Source organism: Sphingomonas sp. R86520, assembly GCF_042466285.1.
Taxonomy (GTDB): domain Bacteria; phylum Pseudomonadota; class Alphaproteobacteria; order Sphingomonadales; family Sphingomonadaceae; genus Sphingomonas.
The window spans coordinates 2,109,159-2,127,282 of the sequence record NZ_JAXHBZ010000001.1 but is presented as its reverse complement, the minus strand read 5'-3'; the positions used below and the strand labels follow the sequence as shown (position 1 = coordinate 2,127,282).

Sequence of the window (18,124 nt, the reverse complement as noted above, 5' to 3'; positions counted from 1 at the left end):
GGGGAAGCGCGACGGGCGGACGGCGGCAGGTCAGTCCTGGACGACGCCGCCGATCCAGGTGCTTGCGGGTTGCAGGTCGCGGGTGAGGACGACCCAGTCGGCCACCAGCCCTGCGCGAAGCGTGCCGCGATCGTCGGACAGTTGCAGGAACGCCGCCGGATAGGTCGCCGCCATCGCCGCCGCGGTTTCCGGGGCCACGCGGAGCCGATCGACGGTGTTGCGGACCGCGCCCGCCATGTCGAGATCGGAGCCTGCCAGCGTGCCGTCGGCGCCGACGCAGCGACCGCCTTCGACATGGATCTCGCGGCCTTGCAGCACGAACGACTTCTCCGCCGCACCGACGCACGGCATCGCATCGGACACCAGCATGAACCGGTCGTGCGGCCGGGCGCGCAACGCGATCCGCAGGACCGAGTCCTCGACGTGGAAGCCGTCGACGATGATCCCGCAATACACCGTCTGGTCGTCGAGCACCGCACCAACGACGCCCGGCGCACGGTGAACCAGCGGCGACATCGCGTTGAACAGGTGCGTCACGCCGGTGATCCCGGCCGCAATGCCGGCCGAGGCGGTCGCGTGGTCGGCGTTGCTGTGGCCGATGCTGATCAGCACGCCGGCCGCCGTCAGCGTCGCGATCTGCGCCGCGGTCACGCGCTCGGGTGCGAGCGTCACCATGACCCGGCCGAGGCGGGGGCGGGTCAGCAGCGCGAGCAGGTCATCGTCGAGGTCCTGGAACCGCGCGGGATCGTGGATCCCCTTGCGGTCCGGGCTGATCACGGGTCCTTCGATATGGATGCCGAGCACGCCGGGGACACCGGCCTCGATCGCTGCATCGACTGCATCGAGCGCGAGCGCGATCACGTCGGGCGTGTCGCTGATCAGCGTCGGCAGGAACGCGGTGGTGCCGAACGGCCGGTGCGCCGCGCCGATCGCGGCGATACCCTCGACCGTAGGCGTATCGTTGAACAGCACGCCGCCGCCGCCGTTGACCTGCGTATCGATGAAGCCGGGCATCAGCCAGCCGCCGTCGAGATCGATCGCGGTGGCGGCGTCATGGTCGGCGGACGATGCGCTGATATCGACGATCCGCCCGTTCTCGACGACGATCGTCGCGTCGGTCAGGACACCCGTTGCGGCAGCCACATGGCCGTTGAAGAACCGGAAGATCGTCATAGCGTGCGCGTCACCTTGCTGAGATGCGACGGTGCGTCGGGGTTGAGCCCTCGCGCAAGCGACAGCGCGTTGACCATGCGATAAAAGCTCTGGATCATCAGGATCGGTTCGATCGCCGGATGCGCGGCGAGTGCCGGCAGCACGGTGTCGTCCGAGCTTCCGTCGAGGCCAGCATCGGCGAGTAGGACTCGGGCGCCGCGCGCCGCGAATTCCTGTGCCGCGCTGCGAACGCCGTCGCCAACGCTGTCGGAGGTGGCGAGCGCCAGCAGCGGGAAGCCATCGTCGACGAGCTGCATCGGGCCGTGGCGAACCTCGGCCGAACTGAACAATTCGGCGTGCAGCGCGCAGGTTTCCTTCATTTTCAGCGCCGCCTCGTTGGCGATGCCGAAGCCGAAGCCACGCGCGATGACGAACAGGTTGGTCGCGGTCCGCAGCGGCTCGACCGCGGCGGACCAGTCGAGCGTCCACGCTCGCGCGAGGTCGGCCGGCAGTGCGGCGACCGCGGCACGCAGCGCATCGTCGTCCGCCCATTCGGTCGTCAACGCAGCCAGCGCGGCGAGTGAACAGATATACGACTTGGTCGCGGCGACCGACTTTTCAGCGCCGGCGTTCAGCGGGATCAGCGTGTCGGCAGTGGCGGCGAGCGGCGAGGTCTCGTCGTTGACCAGCGCGACGACATGCGCGCCGGCCGCCTTTTGCGCGGCGACCGTGGCAAGCAGGTCCGGGCTGCGACCGCTCTGCGAAATCGCGATGCACAGCGTGTTGCGGGTACCGATCGGCGCGTCATAGAGCGAGATGACCGACGGTGCCGCCGCGGCGACCGGGATCCCCGTCTTGGTCCAGATCAGGTATTTGCCATACACCGCGGCATGGTCGGACGAGCCGCGCGCGCAGGTCACGACGACCGCTGGCGGCGTATCGCGCAATCGCGCGCCGAGCGCGGCAAACGTCGCGGCATTGGCAGCGAGCATCCGCGCGACCGCGTCGGCCAACTCAGCCGCCTCGCGGAACATCAGAGTCGCGTGTTCGGCGATCGGTGGCGGGGAAGAGGCTTCGTGCATTGCGGCTCGCTTCGATTGTTGTGGGCGGAGACACAGGAACTCCCAACCCAGACCAGTTTGAGTAAGTTATAGATTGGTATTATTCAAGCGTGGCTTGCGCCGCTATCATATTTACCAGTGTTCGCACCGTGTTCCGGTCGGTGGCACCGCGCCCGGGGGACACGAAACCGAAGCGGATCGCGTCCGGATCGGGGTCCAGCGTCACGGGTATCCGACAGGATGCGTGGACTTCGAGCACACCGGTTTCGAGGATCGCCGGTAACGTCGCTGGCGAGACGCCACTGCCGGCAAGGATGACGATGCGGCCGGCGGATTGCCGATGCAGCCGGGCGAGCATGGCGGCGCCGTCGATCGCCTTCGGGGCGCCGCCCGAGGTCAGGATCCGATTGAAACCCAACGCGATGGCGGCCTCCATCGCCGCGGGCATGTCTCGGCAAAGGTCGAACGCGCGGTGCAGGGTCAAAGAGAGAGCGCGCCCGCGTGCGTCCCCAAGCATCCGAGCGTGGGCGACCCATGCCGACAGCGCGGCCAGATCGAGGCGGCGGTCGTCATCGAGCGCGCCGAGCACGACGCCGGCCAGCCCGGCTTCGGCGGCGGTGCGGATGTCGTCGGCGACCAGCGCCTGCTCGCGCGGCGTGTAGACGAACCCGCCTTCGCGTGGCCGCGCGAGCAGGTGAGCGGGCAGGGCGCGAACGTCACCCGTTATGTCTCGGTCGAACTGCGCCGCCGCGCGGACCAGCGACGCGGGCGGCGTGAGACCGCCCACCGAAAGCGCCGCGCACAATTCGATGCGATCGGCGCCGCCCGCGAGGGCGGCGTCGATGCCGTCGAGATCTTCAACGCAGACTTCGAGCATTCTCACGGCTGCATCACGCCTGGAACAGCGATCGGGCCTTCAGCACCGTCGTCGTGCCCTGCGCGTCGGTGACGGCGTAGGTGAAGCCCGGCAGCAGGCAGAACGCACCGACATTGCCCTTCGTGTCGAGCGCGAGGAAGCCGACCTGGACGCCGCGAATGGCGTCGCCGCGCAGCTTGGCGATGTGGCGGACGACCTCTTCGCAGGCCTGTTGCGGCGTCGCGCCGGCGCGCATCGAGGCGACGACGCGCGCCGATCCCGCGACCCGCGTAACTTCCTCGCCGAGCCCGGTCGACGTCGCGCCGCCGACGCCGGCCTCGACATACAGGCCCGACCCGACCTGCGGGGAGTCGCCGACCCGACCACGCATCTTGAAGGCCATGCCGGAGGTCGTGCACGCCCCCGCCATGCGTCCGTCGGCGGTACGGGCGAGCAGGCCAATGGTATCGTGGTCGAGCGCCCCGCCGGGTGTTCGCGTGATCCGGTTTTCGCTGTTGGCCTCAGGTTGGTATTTCGCGGTCTTCAACCAGTCGCGCCACGCCTTCTCGGAGTCCGGCGTGAGCAACGACTGTTGCGGAAACCCCTGGTCGCGCGCGAACCGGGTCGCGCCTTCGCCGACGAGCAGGGTGTGCGGCGTACGCTCCATCACGCGGCGGGCGACCGAGATCGCGTGTACCGTGTTTTCCAGCGCGGCGACCGCACCGACGCCACCGGCATCGTCCATGATGACCGCGTCGAGCGTCACGTGCCCGTCGCGGTCCGGATAGCCGGCATACCCGACGCTGTGGTTGGTCGGATCGGCTTCCGGTACCATCCCGCCGGCTTCGACCGCATCGATCAACGTCCCGCCGGAACGCAGTCGCGCAAAGGCCGCGGCGTTTGCGGCGGCGCCGAAATCCCAGGTCGACAGGATGACCGCGCCCGATACCCGACCGGCAGACATGGGCGCCGTTCCGGTGGCCGCGGCGCGACCACGCGCCTTCGCCGGGATCGTCACGAATGGTATCATACCCAGGCTACCCAAGCCTGCGAGCAGCGATCGTCGCGTGTTGAACATGGAATCCCCCATCAGCATTCGAAGGCTACGCTATCGCACGATAGTCGCCTCCGCCAGTCATGACGCCGATTTGAAACATTTTAACGTAAATGTTCCAAAGAGGTATTGTTTAGGCATTGACTGAATTCCAGAATCGACCGAACCTGTCGTTGCAACCCGATACAGCGTCATCGCGCGATCGGGCCAAAAAAGGGGTAAATATGAAGTTCGGACATTCTGTTTCGCGGATCGCCCTCGTGGGATCGCTCGCGTTCTCGGCCTTGCCTGCCATGGCGCAGGACGTTCCGGCAGGCGGCGTAACGCCGGCTCAGGCTGCGGCAACGACTCCGGCCGAAGCCAAGGTTGCAGCCGACGCGACGACCGCAACCGCGGCGGTCGGCGATGATAACCGATCGAACGATTCGATCGTCGTCACCGGTTCGCGCATCCAGCGTCCGAACATGACGTCGGCGGCGCCGATCACCTCGATCACCGCACAGGACATCCGCGCACAGGCTCCGACGAACATCGAGGACGTGCTGAACCGGCTGCCGCAGATCGCGCCGGACGCACAGCAGAATTACCAGGATTCCGACGGTCGCCAGCGCATCAAGCTGCGCAGCCTCGGCTTCGAGCGTACGCTCGTCCTGATCGACGGCAAGCGGCTTGGCACGCAGAACGGCCAGGACGTCGGCATCATCCCGCCGTCGCTGCTCGAGCGCGTCGACGTGCTGACCGGCGGCGCTTCGTCGGTCTATGGCTCCGACGCGGTCGCCGGCGTGGTCAACTTCATCCTCAAGAAGGATTTCGAAGGGCTTCAGGTCGACGGCAACTATAATTTCTACAATCATGACAACAAGGACACGATCGTGTCGTCGTTGGCGCGCGCAAACAGCTTCGGCAGCCCGCGCGGCATGACCGATGACGGCGGCCGGGCCGACATCACCGTCACCGCCGGCAAGAAGCTGTTCGACGGTGCGGTTCGCCTGTCGGGCTTCGTCAATTATCGTCACACCGACATCGTCGATTACGACGCGCGTTCGAGCTCGGCGTGCCAGCTCATCCAGACCGGCAAGGACGGTCCGTTGTCGTGCTCGCTGTCGACCTATTCGCCGAGCGGCTATATCTCGCCGCGTTCGGGTGCGAATAGCGGTGCCGCCTATGTGAACGACCCGAAAGGTACCCACACCTTCGTTCCCTACGGCGTCGGCGCGGGCAACGCGACCAATCCGTATGACGGCTATTCCTATCAGCGCGCATCGGAGCGGTGGAACGCCGGTGGCTTCATAAGCGCGGATATCACCTCGGATATCGAGGCATACGCGTCCGGCATCTGGTTCCGCGACAAGTCCGAGAACGTCTATCCGGCGCGGATCTACAGCTACACCGTCTATGGCGATCAGCCTTACCAGGTGAACTGCAACAACCCGTATCTGTCGGGGTCTCAGGCGACCGCGATCTGCGGTGCCGCGGCCGGTACCAACACGAAGGCACCGATCGAACTCCGCTATCGCTTCAGCGACCTGGCCGACATTCCCGATACCTACATCAACAGCGGCATCCGGGCGACCGGCGGCTTCCGCGGCAAGGTCGGCGATGCGTGGACCTGGGATGTCGGCGGCGTCTATGCGCGCAACAAGCAGGTCGTGAACTACGGCAACCTGCCGAACTACGACCGCGTCAACCAGTCGCTCGACGTCGTCAACGTCAACGGCGTGGCGACCTGCGCAAGTGGCGTGGCGGGCTGCGTTCCGTTCAACGCGTTTACCGCCAACACGCCTGGCCAGCCGCTCGCCGAGTGGCTGTTCACCACCGCCGGGGGCAGCACCAAGGGTGTCGGTACGCTGTGGGACGGGTTGATCTCGGTCACCGGCGATCTCGGCAAATACGGCATCACGTCGCCGTTCGCCAACCAGGGCGTGGCGATCGCACTTGGCGCGGAATACCGTAACGACAACTACACCTCGACCGCCGATGCCGCGTACCGCGACATGAATGGCGGCAGCGACCTCGACGTGTCGCAGAACGTCTGGGAATCGAACATCGAGGTACAGGCCCCGCTCATCGAGGATCGTCCCTTCGCGCACCTGTTGCAGGCGAACGGCGGCTACCGCGTGTCGAAGTACAGCGGCAACCCCAGCACCTTCAACACCTGGAAGATCGAGGGCATCTACGCCCCCGTCAGCGATCTGACGTTCCGCGGATCGTACAACAAGGCGCAGCGCGCACCGACGGTCATCGAGACCGCGCAGGCGAAGAACATCAGCTACGGCCTTCAGGGCGGGTCGCAGAACGACTTCTGCGCACCCACCGTCACGACCAATCCGACCACCGGCGCGATCACCTACGGCTCGCCGGTCGCATCGCGCGACGTCTGCCGCGCCACGGGGCTGTCCGACGCGTTGTACGGCAGCCCGACGTTGCTGTGTAACCAGGGCGACGGCAACCAGTGCACCGTCCAGTCGGGGGGCTACACCGCAGACCCGGAGACCGCCTACACGCTGACCTATGGCCTGGTGGTGAAGCCCAGCTTCATCCGCGGGCTGGTGTTCTCGGTCGATCGCTATCAGATCAAGATCGACAACTCGCTGGGGTATAACGATTATACCTATTACACCGATGGCTGCCAGCGCTCGAACGGCGATCCGTTCTTCTGCTCGGGCATCGTCCGTCAGCCCGGTACCGGCATCCTCTACGCACCGGCCAGCAGCAACCCGACCAGCGGCTTCATCCGCCAGGGCACGACCAACTATTACAAGTCGATCGCACGCGGCATCGATTTCCAAGCACAATACACGCTCGGCCTCGGCGGCGCTGGCAAGGTCGACTGGAACTTCAACGGCTCGTTGACGACGTTCGCGGGCAGCCAGGATTCGCCGCTCCAGCCCAAGCGCAACTGCGTCGGCTATTACGGCAATGGTTGCGGCCAGTTGCTGCCGAAGTGGTCACATGGCCTGCGCACGACCTACACGACCGGCGACGGCGTCTTCAGCACCTCGTTCAACTGGCGCTATGTCGGTTCGCTCACCAGCGCCGACAATTCGGGTGACGAAGCGATCGGCGGCACGCCGGAGCGGGCACGGACGACGTTCTACCACATCGCCCCTGCAAGCTATTTCGACCTTGCGATGACGTTCCAGATCGACCGCAGCTTCTCGCTGCGCCTGATCGCGAACAACCTGCTCGACAAGAACCCGCCGATCCTGGCGAATTCGTACGACATCAGCCTTGCCCGCAGCAACACGATCCCCGCGCGCTACGACTCGCTCGGCCGTAACCTCGCGGTCGGCGCAACGATGAAGTTCTGATCGACGTCGGACGTTCTCCCGGCGCCGGTACCCTGCAACGATCGTTGCAGGGTACCGGCGCCGTCGACGTTTCCAAGCGGGACCGGTGACGGCGCCCGAACCCCAGGGCGTCTCCGTCGGTCAGTCGATGCTGAGACCGGCGGTCAATGTTGCCAGCAACGCATCCACCTTCGGGCTCAGCTGTCGGCTCCGCGGCCAGACGAGGTTCAATGGCAGGCCGACGGTCGCGAGTTCGGGCAGGATCTCGACCAGTTCGCCGCGCTCCAGTTCGTCCTTGATCAGCCACGTCGCGAGTTGCGCGATGCCGAACCCTGCCTTGACCGCGCCGACCTGCGCCTCCGCGCTGCCCAATATGATGCGCGCCTCCATCGGCCTTTCCTCGATCCGGCCATTGCCGTCGGCAAAGCGCCAGTTGATCGTGCTGCCGTCGCCGCGACCATAGAGAATGCAGTCGAACCGCGCCAGGTCGTCGGCCACCTTCGGTCGTCCGCGCCGATCGAGATAGGCGGGCGCCGCGCAGAAGATCACGCGCTCGCTGCCGATGTGGCGATGGCCGAGATTGTCCGGCCATGGCTCCGATGCGCCGATCCGGATCGCGACATCGATACCCTCCTCGACGATATCGACCTTCCGGTCGGTAAAGGTGATGCTCGGGCGCAGGTTCGGATGCCGCTCGGCAAACGCCAGCAAGAGCGGCATCGCCCGCATCCGCCCGAACGCGATCGGCACGTCCACCTTCAGCCGCCCGACGATCTCCGACCGGTGCGAAGCCAGCACGGCCTCCGCATCGGCAAGATCGCCCAGCACGCGGACGCAGGTCTCGTAGAACGCCGCGCCGACATCGGTCAGCGTCAGCTTGCGCGTGGTACGCTCGAACAGCCGGCTGCCGAGCCGCGCCTCCAGCCGCGCCACGCTCTTGCTGACCGCGGAATTCGTCAGATTGAGGCGCACGCCCGCAGCCGTGAAGCTGCCCGCATCGGCGGTGCAGACGAAAGCTTCGATGCCCTTGAGGCGTTCGGAGGGGATCATGGGACGCCTATTCTGGAATTATTGTCCCGCCATACGCGAAAACTTGCCGCACGACGTTGCTTTTCGTCGCGCGTAGAGGAGGCACGATTCAGGAGCTTGCCCATGTCGTCCCCCGTCCGTCCCGTCACCGCCGCATCGCCGGATGCGAAATCCGCGGGGCATGGCCTGGCCGTGCTGCTGCTGGCGATCTCCGCCTTCGTCATCGTCACGACCGAGTTCATCATCGTCGGCCTGTTGCCGAGCCTGTCGCGCGATCTCGGCATATCGGTCGCCGTCGCTGGTCAGCTGGTGACGCTGTTCGCGTTCACCGTCATGCTGGCTGGGCCGTTCCTGACCGCGATGCTCTCGCATTTCGAGCGCAAGCGGCTGTTCGTGGTGATCCTGGTGATCTTCGCCGGCGCCAACGCACTCGCCGCGGCCGCGCCGGATATCTGGGTATTGGGCCTCGCCCGCTTCCTGCCGGCGCTCGCCCTGCCGGTGTTCTGGGGCACGGCCAGCGAGACCGCAGGCGAACTCGCCGGACCGGAAAAGGCGGGCAAGGCGGTCGCCAACGTCTATCTTGGCATCTCCGGGGCGATGGTGCTGGGCATTCCGCTCGGCACGCTGGCGTCGACCGCGTTCGGCTGGCGCGGGACGTTCTGGGGCCTGTCGGGGCTGTCGTTGCTGATGGCGGTGTTGCTGCTCGTCGTGATGCCGACCCTGGCGCGTCCTGCGCGGGTGAAGCTCGCGGAGCAGGCGCGAATCCTCAAGGACCCGTATTTCCTCGGCAACGTGGTGTTGTCGGTGATCGTCTTCACCGCGATGTTCACCGCCTACACCTATCTCGCCGATACGCTGGAGCAGATCGCGCACATCCCGGTCGGGCAGGTCGGCTGGTGGCTGATGGGCTTCGGCATCGTCGGGCTCGCCGGCAACTGGCTCGGCGGACAGTTTGTCGGGCGCGGGCCGCTGATGGTGACGGCGATCACCTCGCTGATACTGGCGGTCGGCATGGCCGCGACGACGCTGGCCGCCGGCTCGCACGTCTGGCTCGCGATCGCGCTTGCCGTATGGGGTATCGCCAATACCGCGCTCTACCCGATCTGCCAGGTCCGCGTGATGCAGTCGGCGAGCCATGCACAGGCGCTGGCCGGCACGCTCAACGTGTCGATGGCCAATGCCGGGATCGGCCTGGGCGCGATCATCGGCGGCTCGGTGATCCAGCATCTCGGGCTGGGGGCGGTCGGCTATGTCGCCGCGGCGATCGCGATCCTCGCGGTGCTGGTCACGCCGGTGGTGAACCGGCTGAAGGTTCGGAATAACGACTGACCGACGTGGTCTTGGCGCAGGGGACGCTGATGGCTGAGCTTGGGCGCGACCAGTCCCGTGCGTCGCTCTGGCGTCGGCCGCTTGGGCGGGGACCTGTCGACCATCACGATCGGTGTTGGTTGTCGCGTAGCAGACCTGCGGCGACCCCGGCGGAGAAAAGTGCCGAGTCAACATCAACGGTAGGTATCGTCAGCGCGGCGTACGAAGCACAGGACTTACCCCGTCAGCTGCCGGTGACGAATCTGCCGAAACGACCGCCGAAACGGCGCATCGTCCAGACGATGCCGAGCGAGAGCAGAAACGTCACCGTGACGCCCGCCAGGGCGAAACGCGTTGTCAGTGGCCGGGTCACCATCAATATCGCGGGATGGATAAGATAGACGCCGAGTAGAAGGGTCGAAATGCGACTTGGGATGGTCGTGCGAAGAGGCCTCCACGCTTGCGCGATCAACGCGGCCATCACCGCCCCGCAACCGATAAAATACGGGATGCCCACGCCGGAGAACGGCAGCAACGCAATGCCCAGCATCGCTGTTATGATGACGGCGGTCATCCATCTGGCCATGCCCCGGCCGCGGATGAGTATGATTCCAAATAATGTCGGCGTGAGCGCCTGCGCATACTGCGCCCATGGCGGTCCGGCCGACAGGGATCCCGGTCTCCAGACGCTGACGGTGGCCAAGGCGACTAGCGACAGACCGAACGCTATAACCGGCAGCATGCTCCAGATACGTGTTCGGCGTAACACGCGCAGCGCCAGTGTGCTCGCAAGAAGGTACGGCATAAACCACAGATGCGCTTTTGTTCCGTAGAGCAAGCCGGATACAAGACCTAACTCCGTTGGAAACAAAGGAAGATGCCGCGCAATACGGAAGGCGCCGAACACCACCATCCAGAATAGCCAGGGTACACCCAGCCTGAATAAAAGTGCACCCGCACTTATACTATTGGTCGTTCGAAGCGTCTCAAAATATGATGATAAAACAAGGAATACAACCAATCCGGCATAGGCAATCGAATAACCAGGTGCTGCTGCATGGAACCAGACGATCCCGAAAGCTGCTATGACACGAAGCGTCTCGATCCATTGATTGCGATCGGATCGAGACTTTTGGATTCGCTGCGAATCGCTTGTCTCGTTTGCCATTATTTCCCCAGCAACAGAATCTTGGACAAATTAGCGGAGCCCGCAGCTCTTCGCCACGATTTCATCTTTGAGCTATTTGCCAAGATTATGCTAGGTGATTGACCCGGAGGTCCGCCGCACGCGGCGGCCCGTAGCAAGGATCTCGTGCATCGGCGCACGAGGCGAAGGCGCTCGCCTCGCGGAAGCTGGCGGATCGTTCGTGCCGCGGGATGCGGTGGGTATGGCGGTAAAAGATGGTGCCGGTTGCAGGAATCGAACCCGCGACATCCAGTTTACAAAACTGGCGCTCTACCAACTGAGCTAAACCGGCCCGGTGCGCGTCGGGCGTGAGCGCCCAATGCTTCAAGAAACGCCGAAGGTCCAGCCCTCGGTTTGCGCAATATGCGACGTCATCGCGGTCGGCGTCCACAGTTCGGCGCGATCGGCGTTGGCGCGGAGCCAGGCGGCGGTGAGGATCGCATCGGTCGCGTGGTCGTCGTAGCGGGCGAGCGGCCGATGCGGCTGGCTGCCGAGGTTGGCCAGTGCCACGTCGAGCGAGGCGGCGTCGCGGATCTTGCTGAGCCCTTTGCGGATACCGGCGGCACGCGCGGCGATGGTGGTGTAGATTTCGACGATCACCGCGCCTTGCGACGGCAGCGGGTCGAACGGCCAGATCGGTATGCGGCCGGCGAGGCGGTGCAGCACGCGCATGCCGGTGAGGCTCGACTTGCCGACTTGCGCCGCACCGACAAGATTCAGGTTGCTGGTAGGGCTAAGTCCCTGTCGACGCTGTGCCTCCTCGGTCACGCGCAGCCGGCCGCGGCCTTCGAAGAACTCGCCCTTGCGCCCGCCGTGGCGACGCAGATGCCGGGCGATCTCGTCGTGATCGACGAAACTGCTGGCGCCGAGATGCGGATCGTCCGCGCAGATGCGCTCGACCACTGCCCATAGCGATCGGGCCTCTGCTGGACTGTCCGCCCAGCCCGGAAAGAACGCATCCCGGTCGACAAACGGAAGCGACGGCCCGAGATCGAGCCCGACCAGCGTGTCCGTCGGCATCGCGTTGGTGAGCCAGTCCAGCGCGGCGGTGCGCGACCAGCCGCGGTCGGGCTCGATCAGCGTCGGTGCTTCGGACCCGTGCGCGCAGATCGCAACGGCGATCCCCGGCTGGCGAGGACCGACCGCCCCCGACCAGTCGATCGCGGCAAAATGGCCGAACCGGTCAGGGGCGATCGCCATAGGCCTTTCGCTGCTTCGCGGCGGCCTGATCCCACCACGCGCGGGCGATCACGCGGGCGACCCGGACCGGATTGCTCGTGCCGTAGCGCACCTGCAGGCCGGGCCAGGGCTCGTAATGCGGCGTCTGCCAGAAACTGTCCGGATCGGTCGCGAGCAGCACGGCCTTCTCGTCGTGCGGGCTGCGGACATGGAAGCTGCCGTCGACATGGCCGGTGCTGACGAACATCTTGCCCCGTGTCTTGATCGCGGGCTGGCCGTAGGACGTCGATGCCTCGGTATCGGGCAGCGACAGCGCATACTTCGCGACCGCATCCCAATCCTTCACGACCGTTTTTCCGTGCGCAGGCCGTCCCAATAGGCGAGCCGCTCCGACAGGCGCTTCTCGAAACCGCGTTCGGTGGGGGTGTAGAAAGTCTGCGGGCTCATCTCGTCGGGCCAGTAGTCCGAGCCGGAGAACGCATCCTCCGCATCGTGATCGTACGCATAGCCCTTGCCGTAGCCGATATCGCGCATGAGCTTGGTCGGCGCGTTGCGGATCGACGCGGGGGGCATCAGCGAGCCCGTCTCGCGGGCCGATTTCCACGCCGCTTTCTGCGCCTTGTAGACCGCGTTCGATTTGGGTGCGGTCGCGAGATAGACGCAGGCCTGCGCGATCGCGAGTTCGCCTTCGGGGCTGCCGAGGAAGTCGTAGGTGTCCTTGGCGGCGATGCACTGGACCAGCGCCTGCGGGTCGGCGAGGCCGATGTCCTCGACCGCGGCGCGGGTCAGGCGACGGAGCAGGAACAGCGGTTCCTCGCCCGCCGTCAGCATCCGCGCGAGGTAATAGAGTGCGGCCTGCGGGTCCGACCCGCGGATCGATTTGTGGAGCGCGGAGATGAGGTTGTAATGGCCCTCGCGATCCTTGTCGTACACCGCGACACGGCGTTGCAGGAACGCCGACAGCCCGGCGGGATCGAGCGGTTCGGGCAGGTTGACCGAGAACAGCGTCTCCGCCTGATTGAGCAGGAAGCGGCCGTCGCCGTCCGCACTGGCAATCAGCGCATCCTTGGCGGGCGGGGTGAGGGGCAGGGGGCGCGCCATCTCCGTCTCGGCGCGGTCGAGCAGCTGTTCGAGCGCACCGCGGCCGAGCCGTTCGAGGATCAGCACCTGCGCGCGGCTGAGCAGAGCGGCGTTGAGTTCGAACGATGGGTTCTCGGTGGTCGCGCCGACCAAAGTCACCGTGCCGTCCTCGACATAGGGCAGGAATCCGTCCTGCTGCGCGCGGTTGAAGCGGTGGATCTCGTCCACGAACAACAAGGTGCGCTTGCCGATCTTGGCGTGCTCGCGCGCCTCGGCGAAGGATTTCTTGAGGTCCGCGACGCCGGAGAACACCGCCGAGATCGCGACGAAACGCAGGTCGACCGCGTCGGCCAGCAACCGGGCGATCGTCGTCTTGCCGGTGCCGGGCGGGCCCCACAGGATGATCGAGGACAGTCGTCCTGCCGACACCATCCTGCCGATCGCGCCTTCGGGGCCGGTGATGTGATCCTGCCCGACGACTTCGCTTAGCGTGCGCGGGCGCAGGCGATCGGCGAGCGGCGCGTTTTCGGGATGCGTTTCGGTAGGGGCGGCGGGTTCGAAGCCCGCGAAGAGGTCGGCCATTCCGGCAAGATAGGGGCGGGGTGGCGGTTTGCCCATCCGTCTGGGCCCGCGCGCGCGCGTCATCTTCAGGCCTCGTCATCCGATCGCCACCCACACCCGTCCGTCATCCCCGCGCAGGCGGGGATCCATACTGGCTGGCGGCAACGCCACTCGCTCGGTCCGAGGGTCTAATTCCCCGCCTGCGCGGGGATGACGGACTGGAGAAAGGCGAATCTTTTCGTCCACCCCTTGAACCAGAAACAGTCTGCGATATATCGCAACTCATGAACAAAGATATATCGGAGAACACTCAAATGCGTTTTGGTATGGGATATGGAGCCTGGACCAGCGGCCCGCGGGCTGACGGCGAAGGTCGGGGTCGGCCGGGTCACGACGGTCACGGCCGGCATGGACACGGTCATCGCGGTGGCCCCGGTGGTCGGCGGCGGCTGTTCGACGGCGGCGAGCTGAAGCTCGTGATGCTGAAGCTGATCGCGGATGCACCGCGCCACGGCTACGACCTGATCCGCGAGATCGAGGGGCTGACCGGGGGTGGCTATGCGCCGAGCCCGGGCGTCGTCTATCCGACGCTCAGCATGCTCGACGAGATGGGGCTGATCGAGGAGCAGCAGTCGGAAGGCGCGAAGAAGCGCTTTGCGGCAAGCGACGAGGGCCGCGCGCATCTGGCCGAGAATGCGGCCGTGGTGGACGGCTTGTTCGCCCGGCTGGCAGCGGTCGGGGCGGAGTCCGAGCGGACCGATGGCGCGCCGATCCGGCGGGCGATGGGCAATCTGCGGCAGGTGCTCCAGCACCGGCTGATGCGTGAGGACGTCAACGAAGATACGCTGCACGAAGTCGCGGCGTTGCTCGATGAGGCCGCGCAGAAGATCGAGCGTTTGAAGTGAGCGTCTCGGTAGCACGCGTCCCGACGCACTCGGCGAGCAAGTATCTCCAGCAGCTTGCCAAGCATTGGAGCCACAAGATGGAGGTGACGTTCTCGGAGGAAGAAGGTCGCATCGCCTTCCCGAGCGGCGCGGTGCTCGAGATGCGCGCCGACAGCGAGACGCTCGACGTCGCGCTGACGGTGCCGGAGGGCGAGGACGTCGACCGGATGCGCGGGGTGGTCTCCAGCCACCTCGACCGCTTCGCGTTTCGCGAGGCGCCGCTGACGTTCGACTGGGTGGCGGTTTAAGCGGACGCTCCCGCGACCATCGGCCCCCGACCATCGGCTCCCGACCATCGGCCTCGGACCATCAGCCTCCGACCGTCAGTCCCCCGACCGTCATCACCCCGTACCGTCATCCCAGCGAAAGCTGGGATCTCCCTATTCGGGTCGCAGCCCCCGCCAACAGGGATACCCCAGCTTTCGCTGGGGTGACGGTTATTGGGGGAGGGTGACGGTTATTGGGGGAGGGTGACGGTTATTGGGGGAGGGTGACGGGGTCGAGGTGGCTCGGGGTTTGGGTGCAAATACGGGCAAGGCGACCGGAGACGATGGTGCGGCTTACGCCCCGCGCCGGGCCATCACCTCGATATACGCATCCAAGACCGCCTGGTTGATCGTGTCCCAACGATAGCCGGCGGCCTTGTCGTGCCCGGCCCACCCCATCGTCTCGCGCAGCCCCGGCTCCGAAACGATCCGCCCGATCGCATCGGCATACCCGGCAATATCGGTCGGCGGCACCAGAAATCCGGTCACGCCGTCGTCGACCAGCCCGACCGCTCCAGACGCGCGTGCGGCGACCACCGGGACACCCGCCGCCATCGCCTCGAGCGTCACGTTGCCGAACGTCTCGGTCACGCTGGGGTTGAAGAACACGTCCATCGACGCAACGGCACGGCCCAGGTCGTCGCCCGACTGGAAGCCTGCGAACACCGCGCCCGGCACGTGGCTTGCGAACCAGTCGCGCGCCGGACCCTCGCCGATCACCAGCACCTTGTGGGGCACGCCGCGCTGCTCCAGCGTCCGGATCACGTCGGCGAAGACGTCGAGACCCTTCTCCTTCACCAGACGCCCGAGAAAACCGACTGCGATTTCACCGTCGGCGATCCCGCGCTCGCGCCGCCACGCCAGATCGCGGCGCGTCGGCGTGAAGCGGTCGTGGTTCACCCCGCGCGACCAGATCGCGGTCGGCGTCGCCACGCCCCAGTCGCGGACGATCTCGGCCATGCCGCGCCCCGGCACCAGCACTTCGTCGACCCGGTTGTAGAAGCGCGTCAGGATCTTCACCATGATCGGCTCGAAGAACGCCATCTTGTAATAGCGGAAATAGGTCTCGAAGCGCGTGTGCAGCGAGGCGACCGTGGCGATGCCGTTGCGGCGTCCATAACTGATCGCGCGATGCCCGAGGAAATCGGGCGCCGACACGTGGATCATGTTCGGCGCGAACGCATCGAGATCGCGGCGGATCGCGGCCGGCAGCCCGCGCGCCATCTTGTATTCGCCGCGTCCTGCGGGGAGCGGCAACGACGGCACCGCGACCAGGTCGCCGGTCGGCGGGAAGGCGGGCTTGGCGTTGGTCGGCGAATAGACCCGCACCGTGACGCCCTGCGACAGCAGATGGCCGACGAGCAAATTCAACGCCTGGTTCGCGCCATCGCGAACGTAATTATAGTTGCCGCTGAACAGGGCGATGCGCAGATCGGTGGCGTGCATCGTCGCGCGGATAACGCCGTGTGCCGCCAAGCGCCACTGAATCTGTACCATACGCTGGCCGCCCGCCATTGATGTTCCCGTATCGTTCTCGTACATCGGGCCCATGGCGAAACCCCAGAAGCGTTACGTATGTCAGGCCTGCGGATCGGTGTCGCACCGCTGGGCAGGGCAATGCAGCGATTGCAGCGAGTGGAACACGCTGGTCGAGGAGGCGAACACCGCCGCCACGCCGTTCCATTCGAAGCACAACCTGCAGACCGGCGGCCGCGCGATCCAGCTGGTCGGGCTCGATGCGGAGATCAAGCTGCCCGACCGGATGGCGACCGGCATCGCCGAACTCGACCGTGCGCTGGGCGGCGGTTTCGTCGAGGGATCGGCGACGCTGATCGGTGGCGATCCGGGGATCGGCAAGTCGACGTTGCTGTTGCAGGCGGCGGCGAAGATGGCGCTCGCGGGGCAGTCGGTCGCGTACGTCTCTGGCGAGGAAGCGGCGGACCAGGTGCGCCTGCGTGCGCGTCGGCTCGGGCTCGGCAATGCGCCGGTGCAGCTGGCCGCGGCAACCTCGACGCGCGACATCCTGACGACGTTGCAGACGCGGCCGCCCGCGATGCTGGTGATCGATTCGATCCAGACGATGCACTCCGACCTGATCGAGGGCGCACCCGGCACGGTCAGCCAGGTCCGCGCGTCGGCGCAGGAACTGATCCGGTTCGCCAAGGAGCGTGGCACTGCGGTGGTGCTGGTCGGACATGTGACGAAGGACGGCTCGATCGCTGGCCCGCGCGTGCTGGAGCACATGGTCGACACCGTGCTGTCGTTCGAAGGCGAGCGCAGCCACCAGTACCGCATCCTCCGCGCGATCAAAAACCGCTTCGGCGGAACCGACGAGATCGGCGTGTTCTCGATGCAGACCGAAGGGCTGGCGGAGGTCGGCAACCCGTCGTCGCTGTTCCTGACGCACCGCGACGATGCGATGACGGGGGCGACGGTGTTCCCGGCACTGGAGGGCACGCGGCCGGTGCTGGTCGAGATCCAGGCGCTGACCGTACGCCTCGCGTCCGGTGCGACGCCGCGGCGTGCGGTGGTCGGCTGGGATTCGGGGCGTCTGGCGATGATTCTCGCGGTGCTGGAGGCGCGCTGCGGGCTGAGCTTCTCCAGCGCCGAAGTGTATCTCAACATCGCCGGCGGCTACCGCGTGCAGGATCCGGCGGCGGATCTGGCGGTGGCGGCGGCGCTGATCTCGGCGATGTCGGAGCGGCCGGTGCCGGTCGATGCGGTCGCGTTCGGCGAGGTTGCGCTGTCGGGCGAGATCCGCCCGGTCGCGCATGGCCCGTTGCGACTGAAGGAGGCGAGCAAGCTCGGCTTCGAACGCGCGCTCGTGCCCGCATCCATGACGGGCGAGAAGAGTGGGATGAAGCTGTCGGGCTTCAAGACGCTGGCCTCGTTCGTCGACCATATGATGGGGCGGGGGTAGGCGTTCGAACATTGTTTCCCCGCGAAGGCGGGGATCCAGTCTGGGCTCCCGCCTTCGCGGGAGAACAAGAGAGGGGGTGTGGGGTGTGGGGTAGGCGGACGACTGCCTTCTTCCCGCGGTCACTCTTCCCCCGTCACCCCGGACTTGTTCGGTGGCTACTCAGACGAACAAATGTACCTCCCCGGCGGAGGCCGGGGCCCAGTTGGCAAGGTCGCAGTAACGAGGCGCGGACTTCAGT

General features: G+C 66.2%; 15 protein-coding genes and 1 tRNA gene. 5 read left to right on the top strand and 11 right to left on the bottom strand.

Annotated features, from left to right (window positions below; genetic code table 11):
* Positions 1-30 precede the first annotated feature (30 nt).
* The 4 genes from nagA to SJY41_RS09710 all read right to left on the bottom strand — a co-directional run bounded on the left by nagA (position 31) and on the right by SJY41_RS09710 (position 4,099).
* On the bottom strand, positions 31-1,173 hold the full coding sequence (gene nagA / locus SJY41_RS09725; RefSeq protein ID WP_380781221.1) for an N-acetylglucosamine-6-phosphate deacetylase: 1,143 nt from the start codon (positions 1,171-1,173) through the stop codon (positions 31-33).
* Positions 1,170-2,234: an SIS domain-containing protein gene (locus SJY41_RS09720; RefSeq protein WP_380781219.1), complete on the bottom strand. Its 1,065-nt coding sequence runs from the start codon at positions 2,232-2,234 to the stop codon at positions 1,170-1,172. The genes nagA and SJY41_RS09720 overlap by 4 nt, the downstream gene beginning before the upstream one ends.
* A gap of 79 nt (positions 2,235-2,313) precedes the next feature.
* A complete protein-coding gene (locus SJY41_RS09715) occupies positions 2,314-3,090 on the bottom strand; it encodes a copper homeostasis protein CutC (RefSeq protein WP_380781217.1) in 777 nt (258 codons plus the stop codon).
* A 13-nt stretch (positions 3,091-3,103) separates the two neighbouring features.
* Positions 3,104-4,099 carry a N(4)-(beta-N-acetylglucosaminyl)-L-asparaginase gene (locus SJY41_RS09710; protein WP_380781215.1) on the bottom strand — a complete coding sequence of 332 codons (996 nt, stop codon included), beginning with the start codon at positions 4,097-4,099 and terminating at the stop codon, positions 3,104-3,106.
* 248 nt (positions 4,100-4,347) lie between these two features.
* On the opposite strand from SJY41_RS09710, the gene SJY41_RS09705 reads away from it, so the two are divergent.
* Positions 4,348-7,434 (top strand): TonB-dependent receptor domain-containing protein, encoded by a 3,087-nt coding sequence (locus SJY41_RS09705; RefSeq protein ID WP_380781213.1) that lies wholly within the window; start codon positions 4,348-4,350, stop codon positions 7,432-7,434.
* A 120-nt stretch (positions 7,435-7,554) separates the two neighbouring features.
* Here the strand turns inward: SJY41_RS09705 and SJY41_RS09700 are convergent, their stop codons facing one another.
* Positions 7,555-8,463: a LysR family transcriptional regulator gene (locus tag SJY41_RS09700; protein WP_380781211.1), complete on the bottom strand. Its 909-nt coding sequence runs from the start codon at positions 8,461-8,463 to the stop codon at positions 7,555-7,557.
* 102 nt (positions 8,464-8,565) lie between these two features.
* On the opposite strand from SJY41_RS09700, the gene SJY41_RS09695 reads away from it, so the two are divergent.
* Positions 8,566-9,771: an MFS transporter gene (locus SJY41_RS09695; RefSeq protein WP_380781209.1), complete on the top strand. Its 1,206-nt coding sequence runs from the start codon at positions 8,566-8,568 to the stop codon at positions 9,769-9,771.
* Between the two features lie 223 nt (positions 9,772-9,994).
* On the opposite strand, the gene SJY41_RS09690 is transcribed toward SJY41_RS09695, so the two are convergent.
* The 5 genes from SJY41_RS09690 to SJY41_RS09670 all read right to left on the bottom strand — a co-directional run bounded on the left by SJY41_RS09690 (position 9,995) and on the right by SJY41_RS09670 (position 13,777).
* Complete coding sequence (locus SJY41_RS09690) at positions 9,995-10,918, bottom strand: acyltransferase family protein (RefSeq protein WP_380781207.1); 924 nt, start codon at positions 10,916-10,918, stop codon at positions 9,995-9,997.
* 234 nt (positions 10,919-11,152) lie between these two features.
* Positions 11,153-11,228 (bottom strand) — tRNA-Thr (locus tag SJY41_RS09685).
* A gap of 32 nt (positions 11,229-11,260) precedes the next feature.
* On the bottom strand, positions 11,261-12,136 hold the full coding sequence (locus SJY41_RS09680; protein ID WP_380781206.1) for a hypothetical protein: 876 nt from the start codon (positions 12,134-12,136) through the stop codon (positions 11,261-11,263).
* Entirely contained in the window at positions 12,120-12,461 is a 342-nt protein-coding gene (locus SJY41_RS09675; RefSeq protein WP_380781204.1) for an MmcQ/YjbR family DNA-binding protein, read from the bottom strand. Before SJY41_RS09675 ends, SJY41_RS09680 begins: the two co-directional genes overlap by 17 nt.
* Positions 12,458-13,777, bottom strand: coding sequence for a replication-associated recombination protein A (locus tag SJY41_RS09670; protein WP_380784101.1), 1,320 nt, complete (start codon positions 13,775-13,777; stop codon positions 12,458-12,460). Before SJY41_RS09670 ends, SJY41_RS09675 begins: the two co-directional genes overlap by 4 nt.
* Positions 13,778-14,070: 293 nt before the next feature.
* Here SJY41_RS09670 and SJY41_RS09665 point away from each other — a divergent pair, with 293 nt between their 5' ends.
* Complete coding sequence (locus SJY41_RS09665) at positions 14,071-14,661, top strand: PadR family transcriptional regulator (protein WP_380781202.1); 591 nt, start codon at positions 14,071-14,073, stop codon at positions 14,659-14,661.
* On the top strand, positions 14,658-14,948 hold the full coding sequence (locus SJY41_RS09660; protein WP_380781201.1) for a DUF2218 domain-containing protein: 291 nt from the start codon (positions 14,658-14,660) through the stop codon (positions 14,946-14,948). The genes SJY41_RS09665 and SJY41_RS09660 overlap by 4 nt, the downstream gene beginning before the upstream one ends.
* 312 nt (positions 14,949-15,260) lie before the next feature.
* Here the strand turns inward: SJY41_RS09660 and SJY41_RS09655 are convergent, their stop codons facing one another.
* A complete protein-coding gene (locus SJY41_RS09655; RefSeq protein WP_380784100.1) occupies positions 15,261-16,412 on the bottom strand; it encodes a glycosyltransferase family 4 protein in 1,152 nt (383 codons plus the stop codon).
* Positions 16,413-16,515: 103 nt separating this feature from the next.
* On the opposite strand from SJY41_RS09655, the gene radA reads away from it, so the two are divergent.
* Positions 16,516-17,886 (top strand): DNA repair protein RadA, encoded by a 1,371-nt coding sequence (gene radA / locus SJY41_RS09650; protein WP_380781199.1) that lies wholly within the window; start codon positions 16,516-16,518, stop codon positions 17,884-17,886.
* Positions 17,887-18,124 lie beyond the last annotated feature (238 nt).

Bases quoted from the DNA above. Each gene is read 5' to 3' on its own strand.
- nagA (WP_380781221.1), bottom strand. From the start codon at position 1,173: ATGACGATCTTCCGGTTCTTCAACGGCCATGTGGCTGCCGCAACGGGT.
- SJY41_RS09720 (WP_380781219.1), bottom strand. From the start codon at position 2,234: ATGCACGAAGCCTCTTCCCCGCCACCGATCGCCGAACACGCGACTCTG.
- SJY41_RS09715 (WP_380781217.1), bottom strand. From the start codon at position 3,090: ATGCTCGAAGTCTGCGTTGAAGATCTCGACGGCATCGACGCCGCCCTC.
- SJY41_RS09710 (WP_380781215.1), bottom strand. From the start codon at position 4,099: ATGATACCATTCGTGACGATCCCGGCGAAGGCGCGTGGTCGCGCCGCG.
- SJY41_RS09705 (WP_380781213.1), top strand. From the start codon at position 4,348: ATGAAGTTCGGACATTCTGTTTCGCGGATCGCCCTCGTGGGATCGCTC.
- SJY41_RS09700 (WP_380781211.1), bottom strand. From the start codon at position 8,463: ATGATCCCCTCCGAACGCCTCAAGGGCATCGAAGCTTTCGTCTGCACC.
- SJY41_RS09695 (WP_380781209.1), top strand. From the start codon at position 8,566: ATGTCGTCCCCCGTCCGTCCCGTCACCGCCGCATCGCCGGATGCGAAA.
- SJY41_RS09690 (WP_380781207.1), bottom strand. From the start codon at position 10,918: ATGGCAAACGAGACAAGCGATTCGCAGCGAATCCAAAAGTCTCGATCC.
- SJY41_RS09680 (WP_380781206.1), bottom strand. From the start codon at position 12,136: ATGGCGATCGCCCCTGACCGGTTCGGCCATTTTGCCGCGATCGACTGG.
- SJY41_RS09670 (WP_380784101.1), bottom strand. From the start codon at position 13,777: ATGGCCGACCTCTTCGCGGGCTTCGAACCCGCCGCCCCTACCGAAACG.
- SJY41_RS09665 (WP_380781202.1), top strand. From the start codon at position 14,071: ATGCGTTTTGGTATGGGATATGGAGCCTGGACCAGCGGCCCGCGGGCT.
- SJY41_RS09655 (WP_380784100.1), bottom strand. From the start codon at position 16,412: ATGCACGCCACCGATCTGCGCATCGCCCTGTTCAGCGGCAACTATAAT.
- radA (WP_380781199.1), top strand. From the start codon at position 16,516: ATGGCGAAACCCCAGAAGCGTTACGTATGTCAGGCCTGCGGATCGGTG.